This window comes from Polaromonas aquatica, from assembly GCF_050626995.1.
GTDB classification, from domain to species: Bacteria; Pseudomonadota; Gammaproteobacteria; order Burkholderiales; family Burkholderiaceae_C; genus Polaromonas; species Polaromonas aquatica_A.
In genome coordinates, this window is the sequence record NZ_CP192467.1 from 1,024,623 (window position 1) to 1,043,286 (window position 18,664).

Genomic DNA, 18,664 nt, shown 5'->3' on the forward strand with positions numbered 1-18,664 from the left:
AGGACGCCATCATGACCAAAAACGAAATATTCCAGCGCATCGTGACCATTCTTGTGGAGACCTTCGGCATCGAAGCCGAGCGCATCGTGCCTGAAGCGCGGCTGCGCGACGACCTGGACATCGACAGCATTGACGCGGTCGACCTCATGGTGCAGCTCAAGCCGCTGGTGGGACAAAAACTGCAGCCCGAAGCCTTCAAGATGGTGCGCACTGTGAGCGACGTCGTCGACGCCCTGCACCGGCTGACGTCGGGGCACGAGGCGGCCGATGCCTAAATGGAAGTGGCCGGTCGTCGGCGTGCTGCTGACGCTTGTCACGCTAGCCTACCCACTGATCGTCTACCTCAGCCTGGGCCGGCTCGAGCCGCGCTGGCTGGCCCTGCTGTTGCTGGGCCTGGCGCTAATGCGCGTGGCGGTGAATCGCACGGCCGTCACCTGGGGCTTTGCCGCCGGCGCCCTGCTGTTGGCCGTCTTCAGCTGGGCCGGCAATGCATGGATGCCGCTCAAGCTCTACCCGGTGGTCGTCAGCGCCGTGCTGCTCGCGCTGTTTGCTGCCAGCCTGGCCTATCCGCCCAGCGCCATAGAGCGTTTCGCGCGTTTGCGCGAACCCGATCTACCGCCTGAAGCCGTGGCTTACACCCGCCGCGTGACCCAGGTGTGGTGCCTGTTTTTCATCTTCAACGGCGCCGCAGCCTTTGCCACGGCGCTCTGGGCCAGCGACGCGGTCTGGACGCTGTACAACGGCCTGCTTTCCTACTGTCTCATCGGCGTGCTGATGGCCGCAGAGTGGTTGGTTCGCCGCCGTGTGCGGGCCCGCATCGCCCTGGCAAATACTGTGCGGAGCTAAGCGATGGCCGACTGGTGGTCACTGAACGATCTCGCCTGCCGCTCGCCTGAGACGGGCCGCCGGGTGGCACTGCGCACCGACGGTGGGCATCTCTCCCATGCCGACCTGCTGCAACGGACAGACGCCTGGCAAAGCGTCTTCTCCGCGAGGCCGGAGTCCCACTGCGCCATATATTTCAACGACCCCTTTGAGTTCGCGGCGGCTTTACTGGCCGTCTGGCACGCAGGCAAAACTGCGGTGCTGCCCGGCGATGACCGGCCCGACACCCTGCTTGCCATGGTGGAAGCCGGCTATCTGCTGGCCGGCGACCTGCCCGATGCGTTGCAACCCGGCGCCGGCGCCCAAACAACACAACGTCAGCCGCTGGATCCGGCACAGACGCGGCTACGGCTCTACACCTCCGGATCGCAAGGCCGTCCCGAGGCGATTGACAAACGCCTGGACCAGCTCGCGTCCGAAGTGGGCGCGCTGGAAGAGGCTTTCGGTCAGTGGCTGGACGATGGCGCACCCACGGTGTGGGCGACGGTGTCGCACCAGCACATCTATGGCCTGCTGTTCCTGGTGCTGTGGCCACTGGCGGCCGGCCGGCCCTTCGGCCTGCGCCGGCTGCTCTATCCCGAAGACCTGGCCGCCTGCCTGGGCGCCCAGGCATCCATCCTGGTGTCCACCCCGGCCCACCTCAAACGCCTGGCCGAGCCGCCGGATTGGCAGCAGGCCCGGCAACAGCTGCGCGCCGTCTTTTCTTCGGGCGGGCCCCTGCCCTTTGAGGTCTCCCAGTCCGCGGCCGTGATCCTTGGCCGCGCGCCCATCGAGGTCTTCGGCAGCTCGGAAACCGGCGGCATCGCCTGGCGCCAGAGCACCGCCGCGGACCAGCCCTGGCAGCCCTTTGCCGACGTGCAATGGCGCCTGGACGGCGATTGCCTGGCCGTGCAGTCGCCACGCCTGCCCGACACCGCATGGTGGACCACCAGCGACCGCGCCGCACCGGCCGGGGCCGGCAGCTTCCGCCTGCTGGGCCGCGTTGACCGCATTGCCAAGATCGAGGAAAAACGCGTCTCGCTCAGCGCGGTCGAGCAACTGCTGCTGAAGACACCCTGGGTGCAAGAGGCCAAAGCCCTGGTGGTCGACACCGCCGTGGGCGCCCGCGTGGGCGTGGTGGCAGTGCTTACGCCGGCGGGTCGCGATCTGGATAGCCAGGGACGGCGCGGCCTGCTCGAATCGCTGCGCGAAGCTTTGTCCAGCGGCGTGGAGGCCCTGGCCATCCCGAAGCGCTGGCGTTTTGTGGAAGCCCTGCCGGTCAATGCCCAGGGCAAGTCGACGGAAGCTTTGCTGGCGGCGCTCTTCGCAGCCCAGGCACCCGCGGCGCGCCCTGAAATGCCGGCCGTGCAATGGCTGGAGCGCGGCGACACCGATGCGTTGGTCACGCTGGACATTCATGCGGGCCTCACGGTGTTCGACGGCCATTTCGAGGTGTCGCCGATTCTGCCGGGCGTCGCACAACTGGACTGGGCCCTGTCGCTGGGGCGCGAATGTTTTTCCCTTCCGCAACACTTCGTGCGCCTGGAGGCCCTCAAATTCGTGCGCCCAGTGCAGCCCGGCACGGCCCTGTACATGGCCCTGCAGTTCAAGCCACGGCTGGCCGACGCGAGCCTGTGCAGCCTGGGCTTTCGCCTGTATTCGTTTGAGGGCGCGGACGCCGCCGGCGCCGCCCCGAACGAGCACGCCAGCGGCCGCGCGGTCTGGTCCTATGAGCCGGGAGCCGTCGATGCATAAGGCAGTGGCCGTAATTCCCTGCTACAACCATCCGCAGACGATAGGGACCATGGTGGCCGCGGTGCGCACCCATGGCCTTGAAGTGGTGGTGGTCGACGACGGCAGCGACGCGGCCTGCGCCAACGTGCTGGACGAACTCGCCGCGCTGCATGGCGCCGGCATGGTACTGCTGAGGCTGGACCACAACCAGGGCAAGGGGGGCGCGATGATGGCCGGTTTGCGGCATGCTTTGTCGCTGGGCTATACCCATGCGCTGCAGATCGATGCCGACGGCCAGCATGAAGCGGCCGACATTCCCCACTTCCTCGCAGCCTCGGCAAGCCACCCCGATGCCGTGGTCTGCGGCGTCCCCATTTATGACGAGTCCGTTCCCAAGGCCAGGCTTTATGGTCGTTACGCGACCCACGTCTGGGTCTGGATCAACACTCTGTCGCTGGACATCGCCGATTCGATGTGCGGCTTTCGCGTCTATCCGCTGGAACCCGTCGTGAAGCTGTTCGACCAGGCCCGCCTGGGCCGGCGCATGGACTTCGATTCCGAGCTGCTGGTGCGCCTGCACTGGCGCGGCGTGCGCATCGTCAACCTGCCGACGCGGGTGCGCTACCCGGCCGACGGCGTATCGCACTTCCAGCTGGTACGGGACAACGTGCTGATCTCCGGCATGCACGCGCGCATGCTGGCCGGCATGCTGTTGCGCCTGCCGCTGCTGCTGTGGCGCAAGGTCACATCGTGATGCAACCCTTCGTCGCGCCGACCGCCGCGCCGCACTGGGCCAGCCTGGGCGAACATACCTTTGTCGCCGGCGTACGCTTGCTGTTCTGGGTCTACCGCGTGCTGGGGCGCCTGCCTTTTCGCGTTTGCCTGTATCCGGTGGTGGTGTATTACTGGGCGACGCGCGGCAATGCGCGGCGCGCTTCGCTGGACTACCTGCAAAAACTCGAGGCAGCCACCGGCAGCCTGGGCCATGCGCCTGCGTGGCGCGACACCCTGCGGCATTTCCTGGCCTTTGCCGACGCCATCCTCGACAAGCTATTGGCCGTGAGCGGCAGCATCGGACAAACCAACCTTCGCACGGAAGGCGAGCAGGGCCTGCTGGTCCTGACCAGCCAAGGCAGGGGCGCGGTGATCGTCACCGGCCACATCGGCTGCATGGAGCTGTGCCGCATCAGCGCCGAACGGCACCGCGGCGTGCGGCTCAACGTGCTGGTTCACACGCGGCACGCGGAACGCTTCAACCGGATCCTGCAGCAACTGCACCCGGATAGCGAAGTGCGTTTCATCCAGGTCACCGAGGTCAACCCGGCTACCGCCATGCTGCTGGCCGACAAGGTGGCGCAGGGCGAGTTCGTCGCCATCGCCGGCGACCGCGTGCCAGTGCGCCAGAGCATGTCTGTGCCGGCCCGCTTCATGGGCCACGAGGCGCAATGGCCGGTGGGCCCTTATGTGCTGGCCGCCCTGCTCAAGTGCCCGCTGTATGCCATGGCCTGCGTGCGCGAAAGCGGCGTGCAAGGCAGCGGCTACGTGCTGCGTGTGCATTGCCTGGCCGAACAGGTAGCACTGCCCCGCAACGCCCGGCGCGAGGCGCTGGCCGCCCATGCGCAGCAATTTTCCGGCTGGCTCGAAACGCTGCTGGCGCGCGCGCCGCTGGCCTGGTTCAATTTTTTTCCTTTCTGGGCGCAGGGGCTTGAACCCTCGCGCACCGCACACGCTAAACACGACAACGACCATGACCCTGACCGCTGAACATCTGGACCCCGTGATTTTTGATGGCCGCCGCTTGGGCGTGGACGAGGTCGTCGCGCTGTCGACGCGTGCCCGTCCCGCGGCGCTGGGCCAGGCGCCGGCCTTTCGCGAGCGCATCGTGCGCGGCGCGGCTTTCCTGGACCGGCTGCTGCGCGAGGACGGCGTGGTCTACGGCGTGACCACTGGCTACGGCGATTCCTGCACCGTCAGCATCCCGCCCGAGCTGGTCGCCGAACTGCCACATCACCTCTACACCTTCCACGGCATAGGCGCAGGCCGCTGGCTGACGCCCGAAGAAACCCGCGCCGTGCTGGCCGCGCGCCTGGCCTCGCTGTGCCAAGGCGTGTCGGGCGTGAGCTGGGAACTGCTGGTGCAGCTCGAGCAGTTGCTGGTGCACGACCTGCTGCCGCTGATACCGGCCGAGGGCTCAGTGGGCGCCAGCGGCGACCTGACGCCGCTTTCCTATGTGGCTGCGGTGCTGTGCGGCGAGCGCGAGGTGCTGTTTGAAGGCCGGCGCCAGCCTGCCGCCGAAGCGCTTGCCCGCATCGGCCGGCAGCCCCTGCGCCTGCGGCCTAAAGAGGCACTGGCGCTGATGAACGGCACTTCGGTCATGACCGGCCTGGCCTGTCTGGCCTGGGAACGCGCCGACGGGGTGGCGCGCCTGGCGACCCGGCTGACCGCCTGCAACGTCTGGGCCAGCGACGGCAACGCCCACCACTTCGATGAAACGCTTTTTTCACTGAAGCCGCATGCGGGACCGCAATTGGTCGCGCGCCGCTTGCGCGAGGATTTGCTATCCGACCGGCCGGCCCGCAACGAGAGCCGGCTGCAGGACCGCTATTCGCTGCGCTGCGCGCCGCACGTCATCGGCGTGCTCGAAGACGCGATGCCGTGGCTGCGCCAGCTGATCGAAAACGAGCTCAACAGCGCCAACGACAACCCGCTCATAGAGCCCGACGAGGAGCGCGTGCTGCACGGCGGGCACTTCTACGGCGGCCATATCGCGCTCGCCATGGATACGCTCAAGAACGTGGTCGCCAACGTCGCCGACCTGCTGGACCGCCAGCTCGCGCAACTGGTGGACACGCGTTTCAATCATGGCCTGCCGGCCAACCTGTCGGCGGCCACCGGACCGCGCGCAGCCATCAACCACGGCCTGAAGGCGCTGCAGATCAGCGTCTCGGCCTGGACCGCCGAGGCGCTCAAGCAGACGATGCCGGCCTCGGTGTTCTCGCGCTCGACCGAGTGCCACAACCAGGACAAGGTCAGCATGGGCACCATCGCCGCGCGCGACGCGCTGCGCGTGCTGGAGTTGACCGAGCAGGTGGTCGCCGCAATGCTGATCGCCGCACGGCAAGCTCTGGCGCTGCGCCTGCCTTTGAGCAAGCTGCCGCTGCCCGCCCCGCTGGCCGGCTTCCTCGAACGGTTGTCGAATGAGATCGCGCTGGTGCAGGAAGACCGCGCGCTGGACGCCGACCTGCAGCGCCTGCTCGCCGGCATGCGCGCGGGGCAATGGAGCCCCTACCATGGCTGAACCATCCACACCCATCTCAAGCGCTCCCGACCTCAGCCACGAAATCGAACTGAGCCCGGCCTTCCATGACCTGGACCCGATGAACATCGTCTGGCACGGCAACTACGTCAAGTACCTGGAGCTGGCACGCAATGCGCTCATGGCCAGGTTCAATTACGACTACCCGCAGATGCACGAGTCCGGCTACGCCTGGCCCATCGTCGACCTGCGCGTCAAATACGTCGGTTCGGTGCGCTACGGCCAGCGCATACGCATACGCACGCGCATCGTCGAATGGGAAAACCGGCTCAAGATCGAATACCTGATCCTGTGCGCCGAAACCAATGCGCGGCTCAACAAGGCCAGCACCATCCAGGTCGCGCTCGACATCCGCACCGGTGAAATGTGCTGGGTCTGCCCGCCGGTGTTATGGGAACGCCTGGGCGTGAAGGGACCGGGCGCATGATGCGGCGCCGCGCTTTCCTCACGCTGCTGCCGGCCGGCCTGGCGGCCGTTGACGGCACCGCGTACGCGCAAACCGCGCCCGAGCTGTTGGCCGAGATCGGCCGGCGCCTGGAAAGCCCCGCCGTGCTGCGCGGCGAATTCGAGCAGACCAAGACCATCAAAGGCTTCAAGCGCCCGTTGGTGTCAAAGGGCAGCTTTGTGATGGCGGCAGGCAAGGGCGTGCAGTGGGTCACGGCCCAGCCTTTCGCGTCCACCGTGGTCGTCACGCGTGAACGCCTGCTGACGCTGGGCGAAAGCGGCGCGAGCCGCCAGATCGACACGCGCCAGGAGCCGGGCCTCAAGGCCGTCAATGAAATGCTGATGGCGCTGCTGGCCGGCGATGTCAAGGCCCTGGCCGAACGCTTCCAGGCCGAAGGTGCGCTGCAGGGCGCGCAGGATTGGCGCCTGGCGCTCAAGCCGCGCGACGCCGGCCTGGCCGGCTTCATCATGCGCATAGAACTTGAAGGCAGCCGCCACGTCGACAGCGTGAACCTGCACGAGGCTTCGGGCGACGCCAGCCGTATCCGCTTTTTTAACCACGCAGCGTCCAGCCTGAGCCCGGCCGAAGCCGGGCGTTTCGGCCCATGAAGCTATCGGCCCGCCTGGGCACACCGCAGTGGCTGGCCCTCGCCTGGCTGCTGGTGGTGGCGGCCATAGGCTGGCACCAGTGGCAGTTCTGGCAGGCGCCTCTGCTGGACACCGACGTTTTCGCGCTGTTACCTCAGGACGAAAAAGCCCCGGTCGCGCAGCGCGCCATGCGCCAGCTTGGGGAACAAGGCGAGCGCCGTGTGGTGGTCATGCTGGGCGCGCCCGACTGGCGCGGCGCCCAGGATGCGGCCGCGCGCTTTGATGCGTCCCTGGCAGCCGCGCAGGCGGGCCTGCGCCGCGCGGGCGATGGCGGCGTGGCCGCGCAGTCGCTGGATTTTTACCGGCCCTGGCGCGATGCGCTGCTCACCGACGGCCAACGCGCGGAGCTGCGGAGCGCGGACACCTCAACCCTGGCCGCACAGGCGCTGGAGCGGCTGCACAGCCTGAACACCGGCCAGCCCACGGCCTGGCTGGCCGACCCGCTGGGCCTGTGGACCGCCTGGTGGTCGCAGCGCGCGGGCCTGACGGCGGCCCGGCCGCGCGACGGCCTGCTGTGGGTGGCCGACCCGGACGGCCGGCGCGACTGGGCGGTGCTGCTGTATGAAACCGAGGGCTCGGCCTTTCGCCTCGACGGCGAGCGCCGCTGGGGCGATGCGCTGGATGCGGCCGGCCGGGCCGCGGCCGAAGCCGGGCCGGTGACGCTGCTGCGCGCCGGCGTGCCCCTGCATGCCGAAGCCGGTGCGGCCCAGGGCAGCCGTGAGATGAACACCATAGGCTGGGGTTCGCTGGCCGCCGTCATCGCACTCGTGTGGTGGGCCTTCCGCGCGCTTCGGCCGGTGGCGCTGATCGCGGTATCGCTGCTGGTGGGCTGCGCTGCGGCCCTGTCGGTCACGGTGTGGGTGTTCGGCCAGGTGCATTTGCTGACGCTGGTGTTCGGCGCCAGTCTTGTCGGCGTGGCCGAGGACTTCGGCATTCACTACTTCACCTCGCGGCTGGCTTCACCCAAAACCGAGCGCTGGCCGCTGATGAAACACCTGCTGCCCGGGCTGGCGTTGGCGCTGCTGACCAGCGTCCTCGGCTACCTGATGCTGGCCGTCGTGCCTTTCCCCGGCCTGCGGCAGATGGCGGTGTTCTCGTCCGTGGGACTGGTCGCTGCCTTCCTGACCGCCGTCTGCTGGTTTCCCGCGCTGGATCCCGGCACGCTGCGCGGCAGCCGCATGGCCGGCACAGTGGCCGCCAACCTCGCGCGCTGGCCCGCGCTCAAGGGACGCCGGCTGTGGGTCTTGCTGGTGATCTTCACCATGCTGTGCGCCTGGGGCGTTTCGCGCCTGCAGGCCAACGATGACCTGCGCCAGCTGCAGTCCTCGCCGCCGGAGCTGGTCAAGGACCAGGTAGAAGTCAGCCGCCTGCTGCAGATACCAAGCCCGGCGCAGTTTTTCGTGGTGCGCGGCGCCACGCCCGAGGCCGTGCTGCAGCGCGAAGAAGCGCTCAAGGACAAACTGCAAAGCGATTCGGCCAAGGCCGACACGCCCGCGCTGAGCGCCGTCTCCGACTGGGTGCCGTCCACCGCGCGGCAGGCGGACAACCGCCGGCTGACGTCACAAACCGAACAGGCGGTGCTCGGCAAAGTCAGCCAGGCGCTGGGCGAAGACCTGCAACGTCCGGCCTTCAACCCGGCGCCGCTGGAACTGCAAGCCTGGCTGGCCAGCCCCGCCTCGGCTGCGACGCGGGCCCAATGGCTGGGGCCCATCGATGGCGGCTATGCCAGTGCCGTGCTGATACGCGGCCTGGCCAACCGGGCCCAGGCCGAGGCGCTGCACGCGCTCGGCGAACAAATCGAAGGCGTGCACTGGGTAGACCGCGCCGGCGACATGTCGGGATTGCTAGGGCGCTTTCGCGTCACCATGGGCTGGCTGTTGCTGGTAGGGCATGTGGTGGTATGGTCGGCCATGGCCCTGCGCTACGGGCGATCGGCCTGGCGCGCCTGGCTGCCGACCGCGCTGGCGTCGCTGGGTTGCCTGGCCGCGCTGGGCTGGCTGGGCGAACCTTTCCAGCTCTTCAATTTGCTGGCGCTGATGCTCTTGCTGGGCATGGGCGTCGACTACGGGATTTTCCTGCTCGAGCACCAGGGCGAGGACCAGGGCCACGCCTGGCTGGCCGTGCTGCTGGGTGCGCTCAGCACCGGCCTGTCCTTCGGCCTGCTGGCCCTGTCCGCGACACCGGCCCTGCATGCTTTCGGGCTGACGCTGCTGACAGGGCTGGCACTGGTGTGCCTGCTCGCGCCCCTCTTTCGTTTACATCAACCCCACCCAAGGCAGGCATGACACAAGAACAACAAGAACACACGGACATCCTGATCATCGGGGCCGGCCCGGCGGGCGCCGTGGCCGCGGGCTTGCTGCGCCAGCAGGGGCGCCAGGTATTGATCCTTGAGCGCGAGCAGTTCCCGCGCTTTTCGATCGGCGAGAGCCTGCTGCCGCAAAGCATGGAATACATCGAGGCCGCCGGCATGCTGCGGGCCGTCGTCGAGGCCGGCTTCCAGTACAAGAACGGCGCGGCTTTTGCCCGCGGCGAGCAGCATACCGAATTCGACTTCCGCGATAAATTTTCGCAAGGCTGGGGCACCACCTACCAGGTGCAGCGCGCCCGCTTCGACGAGGTGCTGGCCAACGAGGCGGCCCGCATGGGTGCCGAAGTCCGCTACCGCCACGAGGTGCTGGCGGTGGACGTGGCCGGCGAGCGGCCCAGCGTGCAGGTGAGGGGCGCCGACGGCCGCAGCTACGGCGTGACCGCCAACTTCCTGCTGGACGCCAGCGGCTTCGGCCGCGTGCTGCCGCGGCTGCTGGGCCTGGAATACCCCTCGGGCTTTCCCACGCGCGGCGCCATCTTCACGCACGTGCAGGACAACGTTCCGGCCGGTGCGGGTTTTGACCGGCAAAAAATCCTGGTCACCGTGCACCCCGAACATTGCGACGTCTGGTACTGGACCATCCCGTTTTCCGACGGCCGCTGCTCGCAGGGCGTGGTCGCGCGCACCGAGTTCCTCGCGCAGTACACAGGCAGCGACACCGAGCGCCTGCAAGCGCTGGTGAGCGAAGCGCCCGGCCTGCGCGCCCTGTATGCGAATGCGGTGTGGGACACCCCGGCGCGCAGCATCACGGGCTACTCGGCCAACGTCAAGTCGCTGTGGGGCAAGAACTACGCCCTGCTCGGCAACGCCGGTGAATTCCTGGACCCGGTGTTTTCCAGCGGCGTGACCATCGCCTTCAAGTCCGCTAGCCTCGCGGCCGCCTGCCTGAAGCGCCAGGCGGCGGGCGAAAGCATCGATTGGGAAAGCGACTATGCGCGCCCCCTCAAGGCCGGTGTCGATACCTTCCGGGTGTTCGTCGAATCCTGGTATGCCGGCGGCTTCCAGAAAGTCATCTTTCACGAAAACGCCAGCCCCGAGATACGCCGCATGATCTCGTCCATCCTGGCCGGTTATGCCTGGGACACCGGCAACCCTTACGTCGCCGAGTCCAAACGGCGGCTCGCCGTGCTGGAGGAATTGTGTTCGGCCTGAAGTACCTTGCCGCCGTGCTCACCGGCGTGCTGGTGCTGGCGGGCTGTGCAACGCAGCCACCGGTCACCACGCCGCTGCTGCGCCTGGCCCCGGCATCGCTGGGCCGCGAACTCGCGGTGGTACAGCAGCTCGACATCCAGGCCGCGGGCCAAGTTCGTTCGCTCGACGTGGCACTCGAAGTCGACGCCCTGTCGGTGCGCATGGCTTTCCTGCAATTGGGCCAGACCGTGGCGCGCCTTGAATGGGACGGACGGCAGCTGGAGCAAAGCCTGGCGCCGGGCTGGCCCAAGGTGGTCAGCGCCGAGCGCGTGCTGAGCGACCTGCAACTGGTCTGGTGGCCGGCCGCGGCCGTGCGCGCGGGCCTGGCGCCGGGCTGGCAACTGGCCGAATCGGCGCAAACGCGCGAGTTGAGCCATGATGGCCGTGTGCGCGTGTCGGTGCGCAAACTGGCGGCCGAACACGTCGAGCTGGTCCAGCACGCCGAAGGTTATACCGTGCAGATTCATACCCGCGGCGCATCGCCCGCCTTTTCATCGCCATGAGCACCATTTACCTCCACCCACCCGGCCTGATCTGCGCACTGGGCAACGGCCTGCCCCAGGTGCGCGAAGCGCTGTGGAATGCGGCCGGACCCGGCGGGCTGGTGCAGACCGAGCGTTATTCGCCGGGGCGCAGCCTGCCGCTGGGCGAAGTCCCGTCGGCCCTGCCCAGCCTGGACCATGCCGCGCCGCAATTCCGCGTGCGCAACAATGCCATCGCCTTGCTGGCCCTTGAGGGAATTCGCCCGGCCGTAGAGGCCGCCATCAACCGCGTCGGCCCCTCGCGTGTCGCCGTCGTGGTCGGCACCAGCACCTCGGGCCTGGCCGAGGGTGAGGCCGCGCGCGCGCTGCACGAGCGCAGCGGCAGCTGGCCTGCGGGATTCAGCTACGCCCAGCAGGAACTCGGCAACCTCGCCGACTTCCTGGCCGCCGAACTGGGCCTCACCGGCATCGCGCACGTCATCTCGACCGCCTGCTCTTCGGGTGCCAAGGCGCTGGCCAGCGGCGCGCGGCTGCTCAACGCCGGCATGGCCGACGCCGTGGTGGCCGGCGGCTGCGACGCGCTGGGCGCTTTCACGGTGGCCGGCTTTTCGGCGCTGGAATCAGTGTCGGCCACGCGCTGCAACCCGATGTCGCTGAACCGGCGCGGCATCAACCTGGGCGAAGGCGCGGCACTGTTCCTGATGACGCGCGAGGAAGCGCCGGTGCGCCTGGCGGGCTGGGGCGAAAGCTCGGACGCCCACCACATGTCGGCGCCCGACCCGACCGGCCGCGGCGCAATGCGCGCCATGCAGGCAGCCTTGCAGCGCGCCGGCGTGGCGCCCGGTGCGGTGGACTACCTCAACCTTCACGGCACCGCAACACCGCACAACGACATCATGGAAAGCCTCGCCGTGGCCGAGGTGCTGGGCACCGGCGTACCGGTCAGCTCCACCAAACCACTGACCGGCCATACCCTGGCCGCCGCCGGGGCCGTCGAAGCAGCCTTCAGTTGGCTGACGCTGGTCGACAACCCGCAAGGCCGGCTGCCGCCGCACTGGTGGGACGGCGAGACCGACCCCGCGCTGGCGCCGCTGCGCCTGGTGGCGCCCGGCGAAAGCCTGGGCCGCGCACCGCGCCACGTTCTGAGCAACTCCTTCGCTTTCGGCGGGAGCAATGCCAGCGTCCTTCTGGGGAGTAACTGAATGAGCGCGATAGACACATCCCTTGTGGTGGCGGACCTGGTTCCGCACCGAGGCACCATGAGCTGGCTGGATCGCATCCTCAGCGTTGACACCGAGCGCGTGGTGGCCGAGGCCGATATCACCGAGGACAGCCTGTTCCTGCGCGACGGGCGACTGGCCGCCTGGATAGGCATCGAATACATGGCCCAGACCATCGCGGCCTGGGCGGGGCAGCGGGCGCGCCGCGAGGGCCGCGCCGTCGCGCTGGGCTTCCTGGTGGGAACCCGTCGCTATGATGTGCATCGCCAGTCCTTCAAGGCGGGCGAATGCCTGCGCATCGAGGCCAATTGCGAACTGATGGCCGATAACGGCCTGGGCATGTTCGCCTGCCGGATACTGGTGGGCGGCGAGCTCGCGGCTTCGGCCAACCTGTCGGTGTTTGAGCCCCCCGAAGGCGGGGCGTTTATGGATAGCAAAAAGGGAGAAACATCATGAACCGCTGCGTACTGGTCACGGGATCAAGCAGGGGCATAGGGCGGGCCGTGGCGCTGCGCCTGGCCAAGGACGGCTATGACGTAGCCGTGCATTGCCGCCAGCAACGCGAGCAGGCCGAAGAGGTAGCCAACGCCATCCTGGAAATGGGCCGCGAAGCGCGCGTGCTGTGCTTTGACGTGACGGACCGCGCCCAGGCCAGCAACATGCTGCTGGCCGACGTTGAGGCCAACGGCGCCTACTACGGTGTGGTCTGCAACGCCGGCATCGCGCGCGACAACGCCTTTCCCGCCATGAGCGGCGAGGACTGGGACGCCGTCATCCACACCAACCTCGACGCTTTCTACAACGTGCTCAACCCCGTCGTCATGCCCATGGTGCGCAGGCGCGCGGCCGGGCGCATCGTGACGCTGTCCTCGGTGTCCGGCCTGATGGGCAACCGCGGCCAAACCAACTACAGTGCAGCCAAGGCCGGCATCATAGGCGCCACCAAGGCGCTGGCGGTGGAACTGGCCAAGCGCGAAATTACCGTGAACTGCGTGGCCCCCGGCCTGATAGATACCGACATGATTGAACCCCACGTGCTTGAGGAAGCCCTCCACATGATTCCCGCCCGCCGCATGGGCCGCCCCGAAGAAGTGGCGGCCGCCGTGTCCTTCCTGCTTTCGGCGGACGCCGCCTACATCACACGCCAGGTGATTTCCGTCAACGGAGGGATGATCGGATGAAGCGCGTCGTCATCACCGGCGTGGGCGCCATCAGCCCACTGGGCCACGACTGGCCCACCGTGCGCGCCCGCCTGCGCGAAGAGCGCAACGTGGTCCAGTACATCCACGAATGGGACGAGTACGAAGGCCTGAACACGCGGCTGGGTACCCGCGCCGCACCCTTCGAGTTGCCCGCACGCTACAACCGCAAGGTCACGCGCAGCATGGGCCGCGTCGCCATCATGGCCACCCTGTCCGCCGAAACAGCCTTGGCCGACGCGGGCCTGGCCGGCGACCCGCTGGTCACCAGCGGCAAGATGGGCATCTCCTACGGCTCCTCCATAGGCTCGCCCGCCGCCATGGGTGACTTCGGCAACATGATTTCGCGCAAGACCACCGAAGGGATCAACGCCAACACCTACATCCGCATGATGTCGCACTCGGCCGCGGTCAACATGGGCGTGTTCCTGGGTGTCACCGGGCGCATTATCCCCACATCCAGCGCCTGCACGGCCGGCAGCCAGGGCCTGGGTTACGGCTTTGAGGCCATCCAGAGCGGCCGGCAGGTCGCCATGCTGGCCGGCGGCGCCGAAGAGCTCGACGCCACCGACGCCGCCGTGTTCGACACCCTGTTCGCCACCAGCACCAGCAACGACACGCCGCACTTGAGCCCGCGCCCCTTCGACGCCGAGCGCGACGGCCTGGTGCTGGGCGAAGGTGCCTGTACCCTGGTGCTCGAAGAACTGGAACATGCGCAGGCACGCGGCGCAAAAATCCTGGCCGAGATCATCGGCTTCGGCACCAACAGCGACGGCACGCACGTGACCCAGCCGAATCCGCGCACCATGGCGCAAGCCATGCGCCTGGCACTGGCTTGCGCCGGTTTGCCGCCCGAGGCCATCGGCTACATCAATGCCCACGGCACTGCCACCGAGCACGGCGATGTCGCCGAAAGCCAGGGCACGCACGAGGTTTTCGGCGGCCGCACCCCCATCAGCACGCTTAAAAGTTATATGGGGCACACCTTGGGCGCCTGCGGCGCGCTGGAAGCCTGGATGAGCGTGGAGATGATGCGCGACGGCTGGTTCGCGCCCACCATCAACCTGCGCAATGTGGATCCGCGCTGCGGCGAGCTCGACTATGTGCGCGAAGGCGGGCGCAGCCTGCAGACCGACATCGTCATGAGCAACAACTTCGCCTTCGGCGGGATCAACACCTCGCTGATCCTTCGGCGCTGGCCCGATTGAATGCGCACCGAGATTTCACCGGTCGGACCTGCCATTGGGCCCGGCCATCCGCCATCACGAAGGTCCGGAGGAGCGTCCTCGCGCCTGAATGAAAGCAGCCGGCCGGATAAGCCAGCATAGTCGTCAACCAAAGAGAGAGGGAACACACCATGAAATCAAAATTTTTTGCCGGCCTGATTCTTGCCATGGCTTTTGTCGCCGGCCCCGCCAGCGCGCGCTGGCCCATGCCCATCGTCAACTATCCCGACATCCCCGTCGTTACTAGCAGCGGCGCCGTACCCAGCGCGGCGCGCGTCAAGCAAGCCATTCAGGCCGGCGCCACCGCCAAGAACTGGACGGTCGCTCAGCAAGCTGACGGCAAGCTCCAGGCAACGCTGAAGGTGCGCGGCAAGCATACCGTCATTGTGCAGATTGCCTACACGCCCGAGAAATATTCCCTGATCTATCAAGACAGTATCGATATGGATTACGGCCAGCGTAACGGCGAGCCCGTCATCCACCCGTTCTACAACAAGTGGGTGGCGGACCTTAAGGAATCTATCCGCGGCGAGCTGGTCAAGATCTGAGCGGCCACCGGGCAAGCGATGAGCGCCAACATGCCCGGTCCCCTTACCCGCCTCACGCTCGAAAGCGTTGAAGCCGTCTATTCAGGCCTGTCCGGCGTAAGCTTTGACTGGTTGAGCCAGGCTGAGCAGGCCAGCCTGTCCGCCATGACCGCCGCGCGCCGCCGTGCCCAGTTCATCGCGGGGCGCTGGCTGGCCCGTCAATGCCTGGCTGTCCGGGCCGGCGGCCGCTGGCAGGACTATGCCCTCTCGGCACCCGATTATGGCGCGCCGCAGCTGCTGGCCGCGCCGGTGTCCGGCTCCTGGTATTTCTCGCTAAGCCACAGCGGGGACTGGCTGGCCTGCGCCGTCTCGCAGCAGCCCGTCGGCGTCGATGTGGAATGCAGTGACCGCACGCGCGATTTCCCGGCGCTGAATGAATGGATGCATGAACCCCAGGTCTTGCAGGACATGCCCGCCGATCCGGGGGAACAGCAAGCCTGGTTTTATGCGCAGTGGACGCTCAAGGAGGCTTGGTTCAAGCAGGTGACCTCAGCGAATCCCGCGCCGGTGCCACGGCCTTCCATGCGGACGGCCCGGTTCACGCCTTGCGAGGCTGATGGCGGCACGGCCATGGTGGGACAAGGCGCGGCCTTCACCGTGGCGGTTTACCCTGCCACGCCTGGCATGTTGCAATCGGCGGGTGGCGCCTTGGGGCAAGTGCAGTGGACCAACTGGAAATTTGCCGGTTGAAATTCACTTCTATCCCTGCCACTATTTGTTTAGCTCCCTATCAACCCGCCAGCCCTGAGCATCCCGACAACACCCACCAGAATCCAGAACAGGTTCAGCAACGAATAAGCCGCATCACGCTTGAGCAGTGAACACCATGACAACATCACTGCGTCAACGGTGTTGAAGGCCCAGACAAACAGAAAGGGACTGGCGGGTCCCATCCAGCTGACCAGGCCGAAGCTGAAGATGCGCATCAGCACGCCGATCATTTCGATGGTGCGGATATGGCCCAAGATAAAGCCGTTCACTACGGCAGGCACACCCCCGCGGGCGGCACGGGCGGCGGGCGCGGCGACAGCGCCGCTCAAGGTTTCACCGCCACGGCATTGACCAGGGTTTCCTCGCGATCGGCCGGCAGCGGCCTGCCTATCCATTCCAGAAAGCCCAGGTCGGGCCGGCTCCACCACAGGTAAGGCAGCGAGACGCGGGCGTCCGGCAGCTCAAAGCCGGCGCGCCTGACCATGGCGATGTACTCGGGCGCGGTGCGCTGCACGTCCATGGGGTGGCGGAACAGCACGCGTATGGGCAGCGAATGGATGTACTTGCGTGTCGACTCGGCGAATAGCAGCACGCCCCCAGGCTTGAGCACCCTGAAGAACTCGGCCATGGCCTCTTCCTGGGCCACGATGTGGTGGAAGGTCTGGTGGCAAAAGACCATGTCGAAATGGTTGTCTGGCCACGGCATGCGCGAAGCATTGCCGGCATGCAGTTCCACCGGGCTGGCGCAGGCCCGGGCCTCGGCGCCCGCGCGCCGCTGCAGGTCCGGGTCCATGTCCATGCCGACGATCAGCTGCGGGGAGAAACGCTTTGACAGCTCGGCGAAGGAATGGCCGAAACCGCAGCCGACGTCGAGCACCCGGTCATAGCGCGCGCCGGGCGGCAGCAGCGTCTGCAGGTCGTTCAGGGCTCGATTCAGCACATGGACCTTCCAGGTCATGGTGCGCAGGAACCAGTTGCCGAAGCCGGTCTCCTCAACAAATGCGTCGACGGCCGACGTGGCGTTCATGGTCATTCAACTCCCCCTTGTATCGATTCTCTTTTCGGGCCAGGTCAGCAGGCTGCCTGGCAGGCATAGTCTATGGGTCAGGCCCGGGCCTGGCGCCTGCATCGCAGTGCCGCGCGAAGCCCTGATTGTCGGGCATGCAGGCCTATCCGGACGGGCTCGAGGCGCTGTCGGCCCCCAAAAATACCGTGCCCCAGAAAAAAGATGGGAAAGGAACTGGGATACGCCTCCTGGATCGCTGCGCTGCCCGCTAGCGCACTCCGTCCCACAGTTCGTGCATGGCACGGGCAAAAACCTGTGCGCGCTCCGGCGAAGGCGCGGCGACGCGCTCGCCCGCCACAAACACTTCGCCAAACGCCGCCCCCGGGCTGGAAAACACCAGCGCATCCAGCAGATGGCCGGCCGGCACGCCCAGCAACGCGGGGGATTCCAGGTCCAGCGTCACAAAATCGGCGCGGTGGCCGGGCGCCAGGCCGGCTTGCATGCGGCCCGTCGCGGGGAATCCGCCGGCCAGCGCGGCCTCGAACAGACCGGCCGCGCTGCTCTCATTCCCGAGGACGCGCGCGGCGATGTTGCGCTGGCGCAGCGCGAGTCGCTGTGAATATTCGAGCAGGCGCAGCTCTTCGGGCCAGCTGCGGGTGACGTGGCTGTCAGAACCGATCGACCAGCGGCCGCCCGCGGCGGCGTAGGCCGGCAGGTCGAACACGCCGTCGCCGAGGTTGGCCTCGGTCGCGGGGCAGATCACAATGGCCGCGCCCGTGCCCTGCACGCCCAGCAACTCGGCCGGCGTGGCATGGGTGGCATGCACCAGATTCCAGCGGGCGTCGATGCCGGCATTGTTCAGCAGCCATTCGATGGGGCGCTGGCCGGTGTGTTCCAGGCAGTCCTCGACCTCCTGCATCTGTTCGGCGATGTGGATGTGCACCGGCAGGCCGGCCTCTTTGGCGGCGGTGCTGAGTTCGTGCAGGGCTGCCGGCCCGGCGGCGCGCAGCGAGTGCACGGCCACGCCGACGTTGACGCGCGCATCGCCTTTGGCCTCGCGCTGGATCTGCTCGGCCACACGCATCACATGCTCGGGCGTCGAGGAAAAGCGGCGCTGGTCCTCGCGCAGGCCCGCGGCCTTGAAGCCAGAGCGCATATAGAGCGTGGGCAGCAGCGTGAGGCCTATGCCGGTTCGCCGCGCCGCGCGCACCAGGGCCAGCGACATCTCGGCCGGATCGGCATAGGCGGCGCCGCTCACATCGTTGTGCAGGTAATGGAAATCGCAGACCTGGGTGTATCCCCCCGCCAGCAGTTCGGCATAGAGCTGGGTCGCAATGGCCTCGAGCTGCTCCGGGGTGATGCGGTTGGCCGCGCTGTACATGCGGTCGCGCCAGCTCCAGAAATCGTCCGAGGCATGGGCGCCGGCGCTGCGGCGTTCGGTCAGGCCGGCCATGGCACGCTGGAAGGCATGGCTGTGCGCGTTGACCAGGCCGGGCAGCACCGGGCCGGGCAAACGTGTTGCGCCTTGCTGTTGCTGCGCCGTGGCGCCAGGCAACACGCTGTGCCAGCTACCGTTGGCTGCCACCGTCAGCAGGACGTCTTTGGCCCATGCGCCCTGCACCCAGGCCTCGGGTGCGAAAAATGTCTTGATGCCGCTGCTCATCA

Annotated in this window: 20 protein-coding genes; 17 read left to right on the top strand and 3 right to left on the bottom strand. The window is 67.4% G+C overall.

Going from position 1 to position 18,664, the window contains the following annotated elements; all coding sequences use genetic code 11:
* Positions 1-11: 11 nt before the first annotated feature.
* The 17 genes from ACQ4MS_RS04975 to ACQ4MS_RS05055 all read left to right on the top strand — a co-directional run bounded on the left by ACQ4MS_RS04975 (position 12) and on the right by ACQ4MS_RS05055 (position 15,972).
* Complete coding sequence (locus ACQ4MS_RS04975) at positions 12-275, top strand: acyl carrier protein (RefSeq protein WP_431098122.1); 264 nt, start codon at positions 12-14, stop codon at positions 273-275.
* On the top strand, positions 268-846 hold the full coding sequence (locus ACQ4MS_RS04980; RefSeq protein ID WP_431098123.1) for a hypothetical protein: 579 nt from the start codon (positions 268-270) through the stop codon (positions 844-846). Before ACQ4MS_RS04975 ends, ACQ4MS_RS04980 begins: the two co-directional genes overlap by 8 nt.
* A 3-nt stretch (positions 847-849) precedes the next feature.
* Positions 850-2,619, top strand: coding sequence for an AMP-binding protein (locus tag ACQ4MS_RS04985; RefSeq protein ID WP_431098124.1), 1,770 nt, complete (start codon positions 850-852; stop codon positions 2,617-2,619).
* Entirely contained in the window at positions 2,612-3,352 is a 741-nt protein-coding gene (locus tag ACQ4MS_RS04990) for a glycosyltransferase family 2 protein (protein WP_431098126.1), read from the top strand. The genes ACQ4MS_RS04985 and ACQ4MS_RS04990 overlap by 8 nt, the downstream gene beginning before the upstream one ends.
* The gene (locus ACQ4MS_RS04995) at positions 3,352-4,362 is read left to right on the top strand and encodes an acyltransferase (protein WP_431098127.1); all 1,011 of its coding nucleotides are present in this window, start codon (positions 3,352-3,354) and stop codon (positions 4,360-4,362) included. The genes ACQ4MS_RS04990 and ACQ4MS_RS04995 overlap by 1 nt, the downstream gene beginning before the upstream one ends.
* Entirely contained in the window at positions 4,346-5,896 is a 1,551-nt protein-coding gene (locus ACQ4MS_RS05000; protein ID WP_431098128.1) for an HAL/PAL/TAL family ammonia-lyase, read from the top strand. The genes ACQ4MS_RS04995 and ACQ4MS_RS05000 overlap by 17 nt, the downstream gene beginning before the upstream one ends.
* Positions 5,889-6,341 carry an acyl-CoA thioesterase gene (locus tag ACQ4MS_RS05005; RefSeq protein ID WP_431098129.1) on the top strand — a complete coding sequence of 151 codons (453 nt, stop codon included), beginning with the start codon at positions 5,889-5,891 and terminating at the stop codon, positions 6,339-6,341. The genes ACQ4MS_RS05000 and ACQ4MS_RS05005 overlap by 8 nt, the downstream gene beginning before the upstream one ends.
* Entirely contained in the window at positions 6,338-6,967 is a 630-nt protein-coding gene (locus ACQ4MS_RS05010; protein ID WP_431098130.1) for a LolA family protein, read from the top strand. The genes ACQ4MS_RS05005 and ACQ4MS_RS05010 overlap by 4 nt, the downstream gene beginning before the upstream one ends.
* Positions 6,964-9,291: an MMPL family transporter gene (locus ACQ4MS_RS05015; RefSeq protein ID WP_431098131.1), complete on the top strand. Its 2,328-nt coding sequence runs from the start codon at positions 6,964-6,966 to the stop codon at positions 9,289-9,291. The genes ACQ4MS_RS05010 and ACQ4MS_RS05015 overlap by 4 nt, the downstream gene beginning before the upstream one ends.
* Positions 9,288-10,529, top strand: a complete 1,242-nt coding sequence (locus ACQ4MS_RS05020) for an NAD(P)/FAD-dependent oxidoreductase (protein WP_431098134.1) — start codon at positions 9,288-9,290, stop codon at positions 10,527-10,529. Before ACQ4MS_RS05015 ends, ACQ4MS_RS05020 begins: the two co-directional genes overlap by 4 nt.
* Positions 10,517-11,071 carry a DUF3261 domain-containing protein gene (locus ACQ4MS_RS05025; RefSeq protein WP_431098135.1) on the top strand — a complete coding sequence of 185 codons (555 nt, stop codon included), beginning with the start codon at positions 10,517-10,519 and terminating at the stop codon, positions 11,069-11,071. Before ACQ4MS_RS05020 ends, ACQ4MS_RS05025 begins: the two co-directional genes overlap by 13 nt.
* Positions 11,068-12,252, top strand: coding sequence for a beta-ketoacyl-ACP synthase (locus tag ACQ4MS_RS05030; RefSeq protein ID WP_431098137.1), 1,185 nt, complete (start codon positions 11,068-11,070; stop codon positions 12,250-12,252). The genes ACQ4MS_RS05025 and ACQ4MS_RS05030 overlap by 4 nt, the downstream gene beginning before the upstream one ends.
* The gene (locus ACQ4MS_RS05035) at positions 12,253-12,726 is read left to right on the top strand and encodes a hypothetical protein (RefSeq protein ID WP_431098138.1); all 474 of its coding nucleotides are present in this window, start codon (positions 12,253-12,255) and stop codon (positions 12,724-12,726) included.
* Positions 12,723-13,451 carry a 3-oxoacyl-ACP reductase FabG gene (fabG, locus tag ACQ4MS_RS05040; protein WP_431098139.1) on the top strand — a complete coding sequence of 243 codons (729 nt, stop codon included), beginning with the start codon at positions 12,723-12,725 and terminating at the stop codon, positions 13,449-13,451. Before ACQ4MS_RS05035 ends, fabG begins: the two co-directional genes overlap by 4 nt.
* A complete protein-coding gene (locus tag ACQ4MS_RS05045) occupies positions 13,448-14,677 on the top strand; it encodes a beta-ketoacyl-ACP synthase (protein ID WP_431098141.1) in 1,230 nt (409 codons plus the stop codon). The genes fabG and ACQ4MS_RS05045 overlap by 4 nt, the downstream gene beginning before the upstream one ends.
* Positions 14,678-14,826: 149 nt before the next feature.
* Complete coding sequence (locus tag ACQ4MS_RS05050) at positions 14,827-15,243, top strand: hypothetical protein (protein WP_431098143.1); 417 nt, start codon at positions 14,827-14,829, stop codon at positions 15,241-15,243.
* A gap of 30 nt (positions 15,244-15,273) precedes the next feature.
* Positions 15,274-15,972 carry a 4'-phosphopantetheinyl transferase family protein gene (locus ACQ4MS_RS05055; protein WP_431098144.1) on the top strand — a complete coding sequence of 233 codons (699 nt, stop codon included), beginning with the start codon at positions 15,274-15,276 and terminating at the stop codon, positions 15,970-15,972.
* Positions 15,973-16,001: 29 nt separating this feature from the next.
* On the opposite strand, the gene ACQ4MS_RS05060 is transcribed toward ACQ4MS_RS05055, so the two are convergent.
* From ACQ4MS_RS05060 to ACQ4MS_RS05070, 3 genes are all read right to left on the bottom strand, one after another.
* Positions 16,002-16,322 carry a hypothetical protein gene (locus ACQ4MS_RS05060; protein ID WP_431098146.1) on the bottom strand — a complete coding sequence of 107 codons (321 nt, stop codon included), beginning with the start codon at positions 16,320-16,322 and terminating at the stop codon, positions 16,002-16,004.
* On the bottom strand, positions 16,319-17,026 hold the full coding sequence (locus ACQ4MS_RS05065) for a class I SAM-dependent methyltransferase (RefSeq protein ID WP_431098148.1): 708 nt from the start codon (positions 17,024-17,026) through the stop codon (positions 16,319-16,321). Before ACQ4MS_RS05065 ends, ACQ4MS_RS05060 begins: the two co-directional genes overlap by 4 nt.
* A gap of 241 nt (positions 17,027-17,267) precedes the next feature.
* On the bottom strand, positions 17,268-18,662 hold the full coding sequence (locus ACQ4MS_RS05070; RefSeq protein WP_431098151.1) for a formimidoylglutamate deiminase: 1,395 nt from the start codon (positions 18,660-18,662) through the stop codon (positions 17,268-17,270).
* Positions 18,663-18,664: the final 2 nt, after the last annotated feature.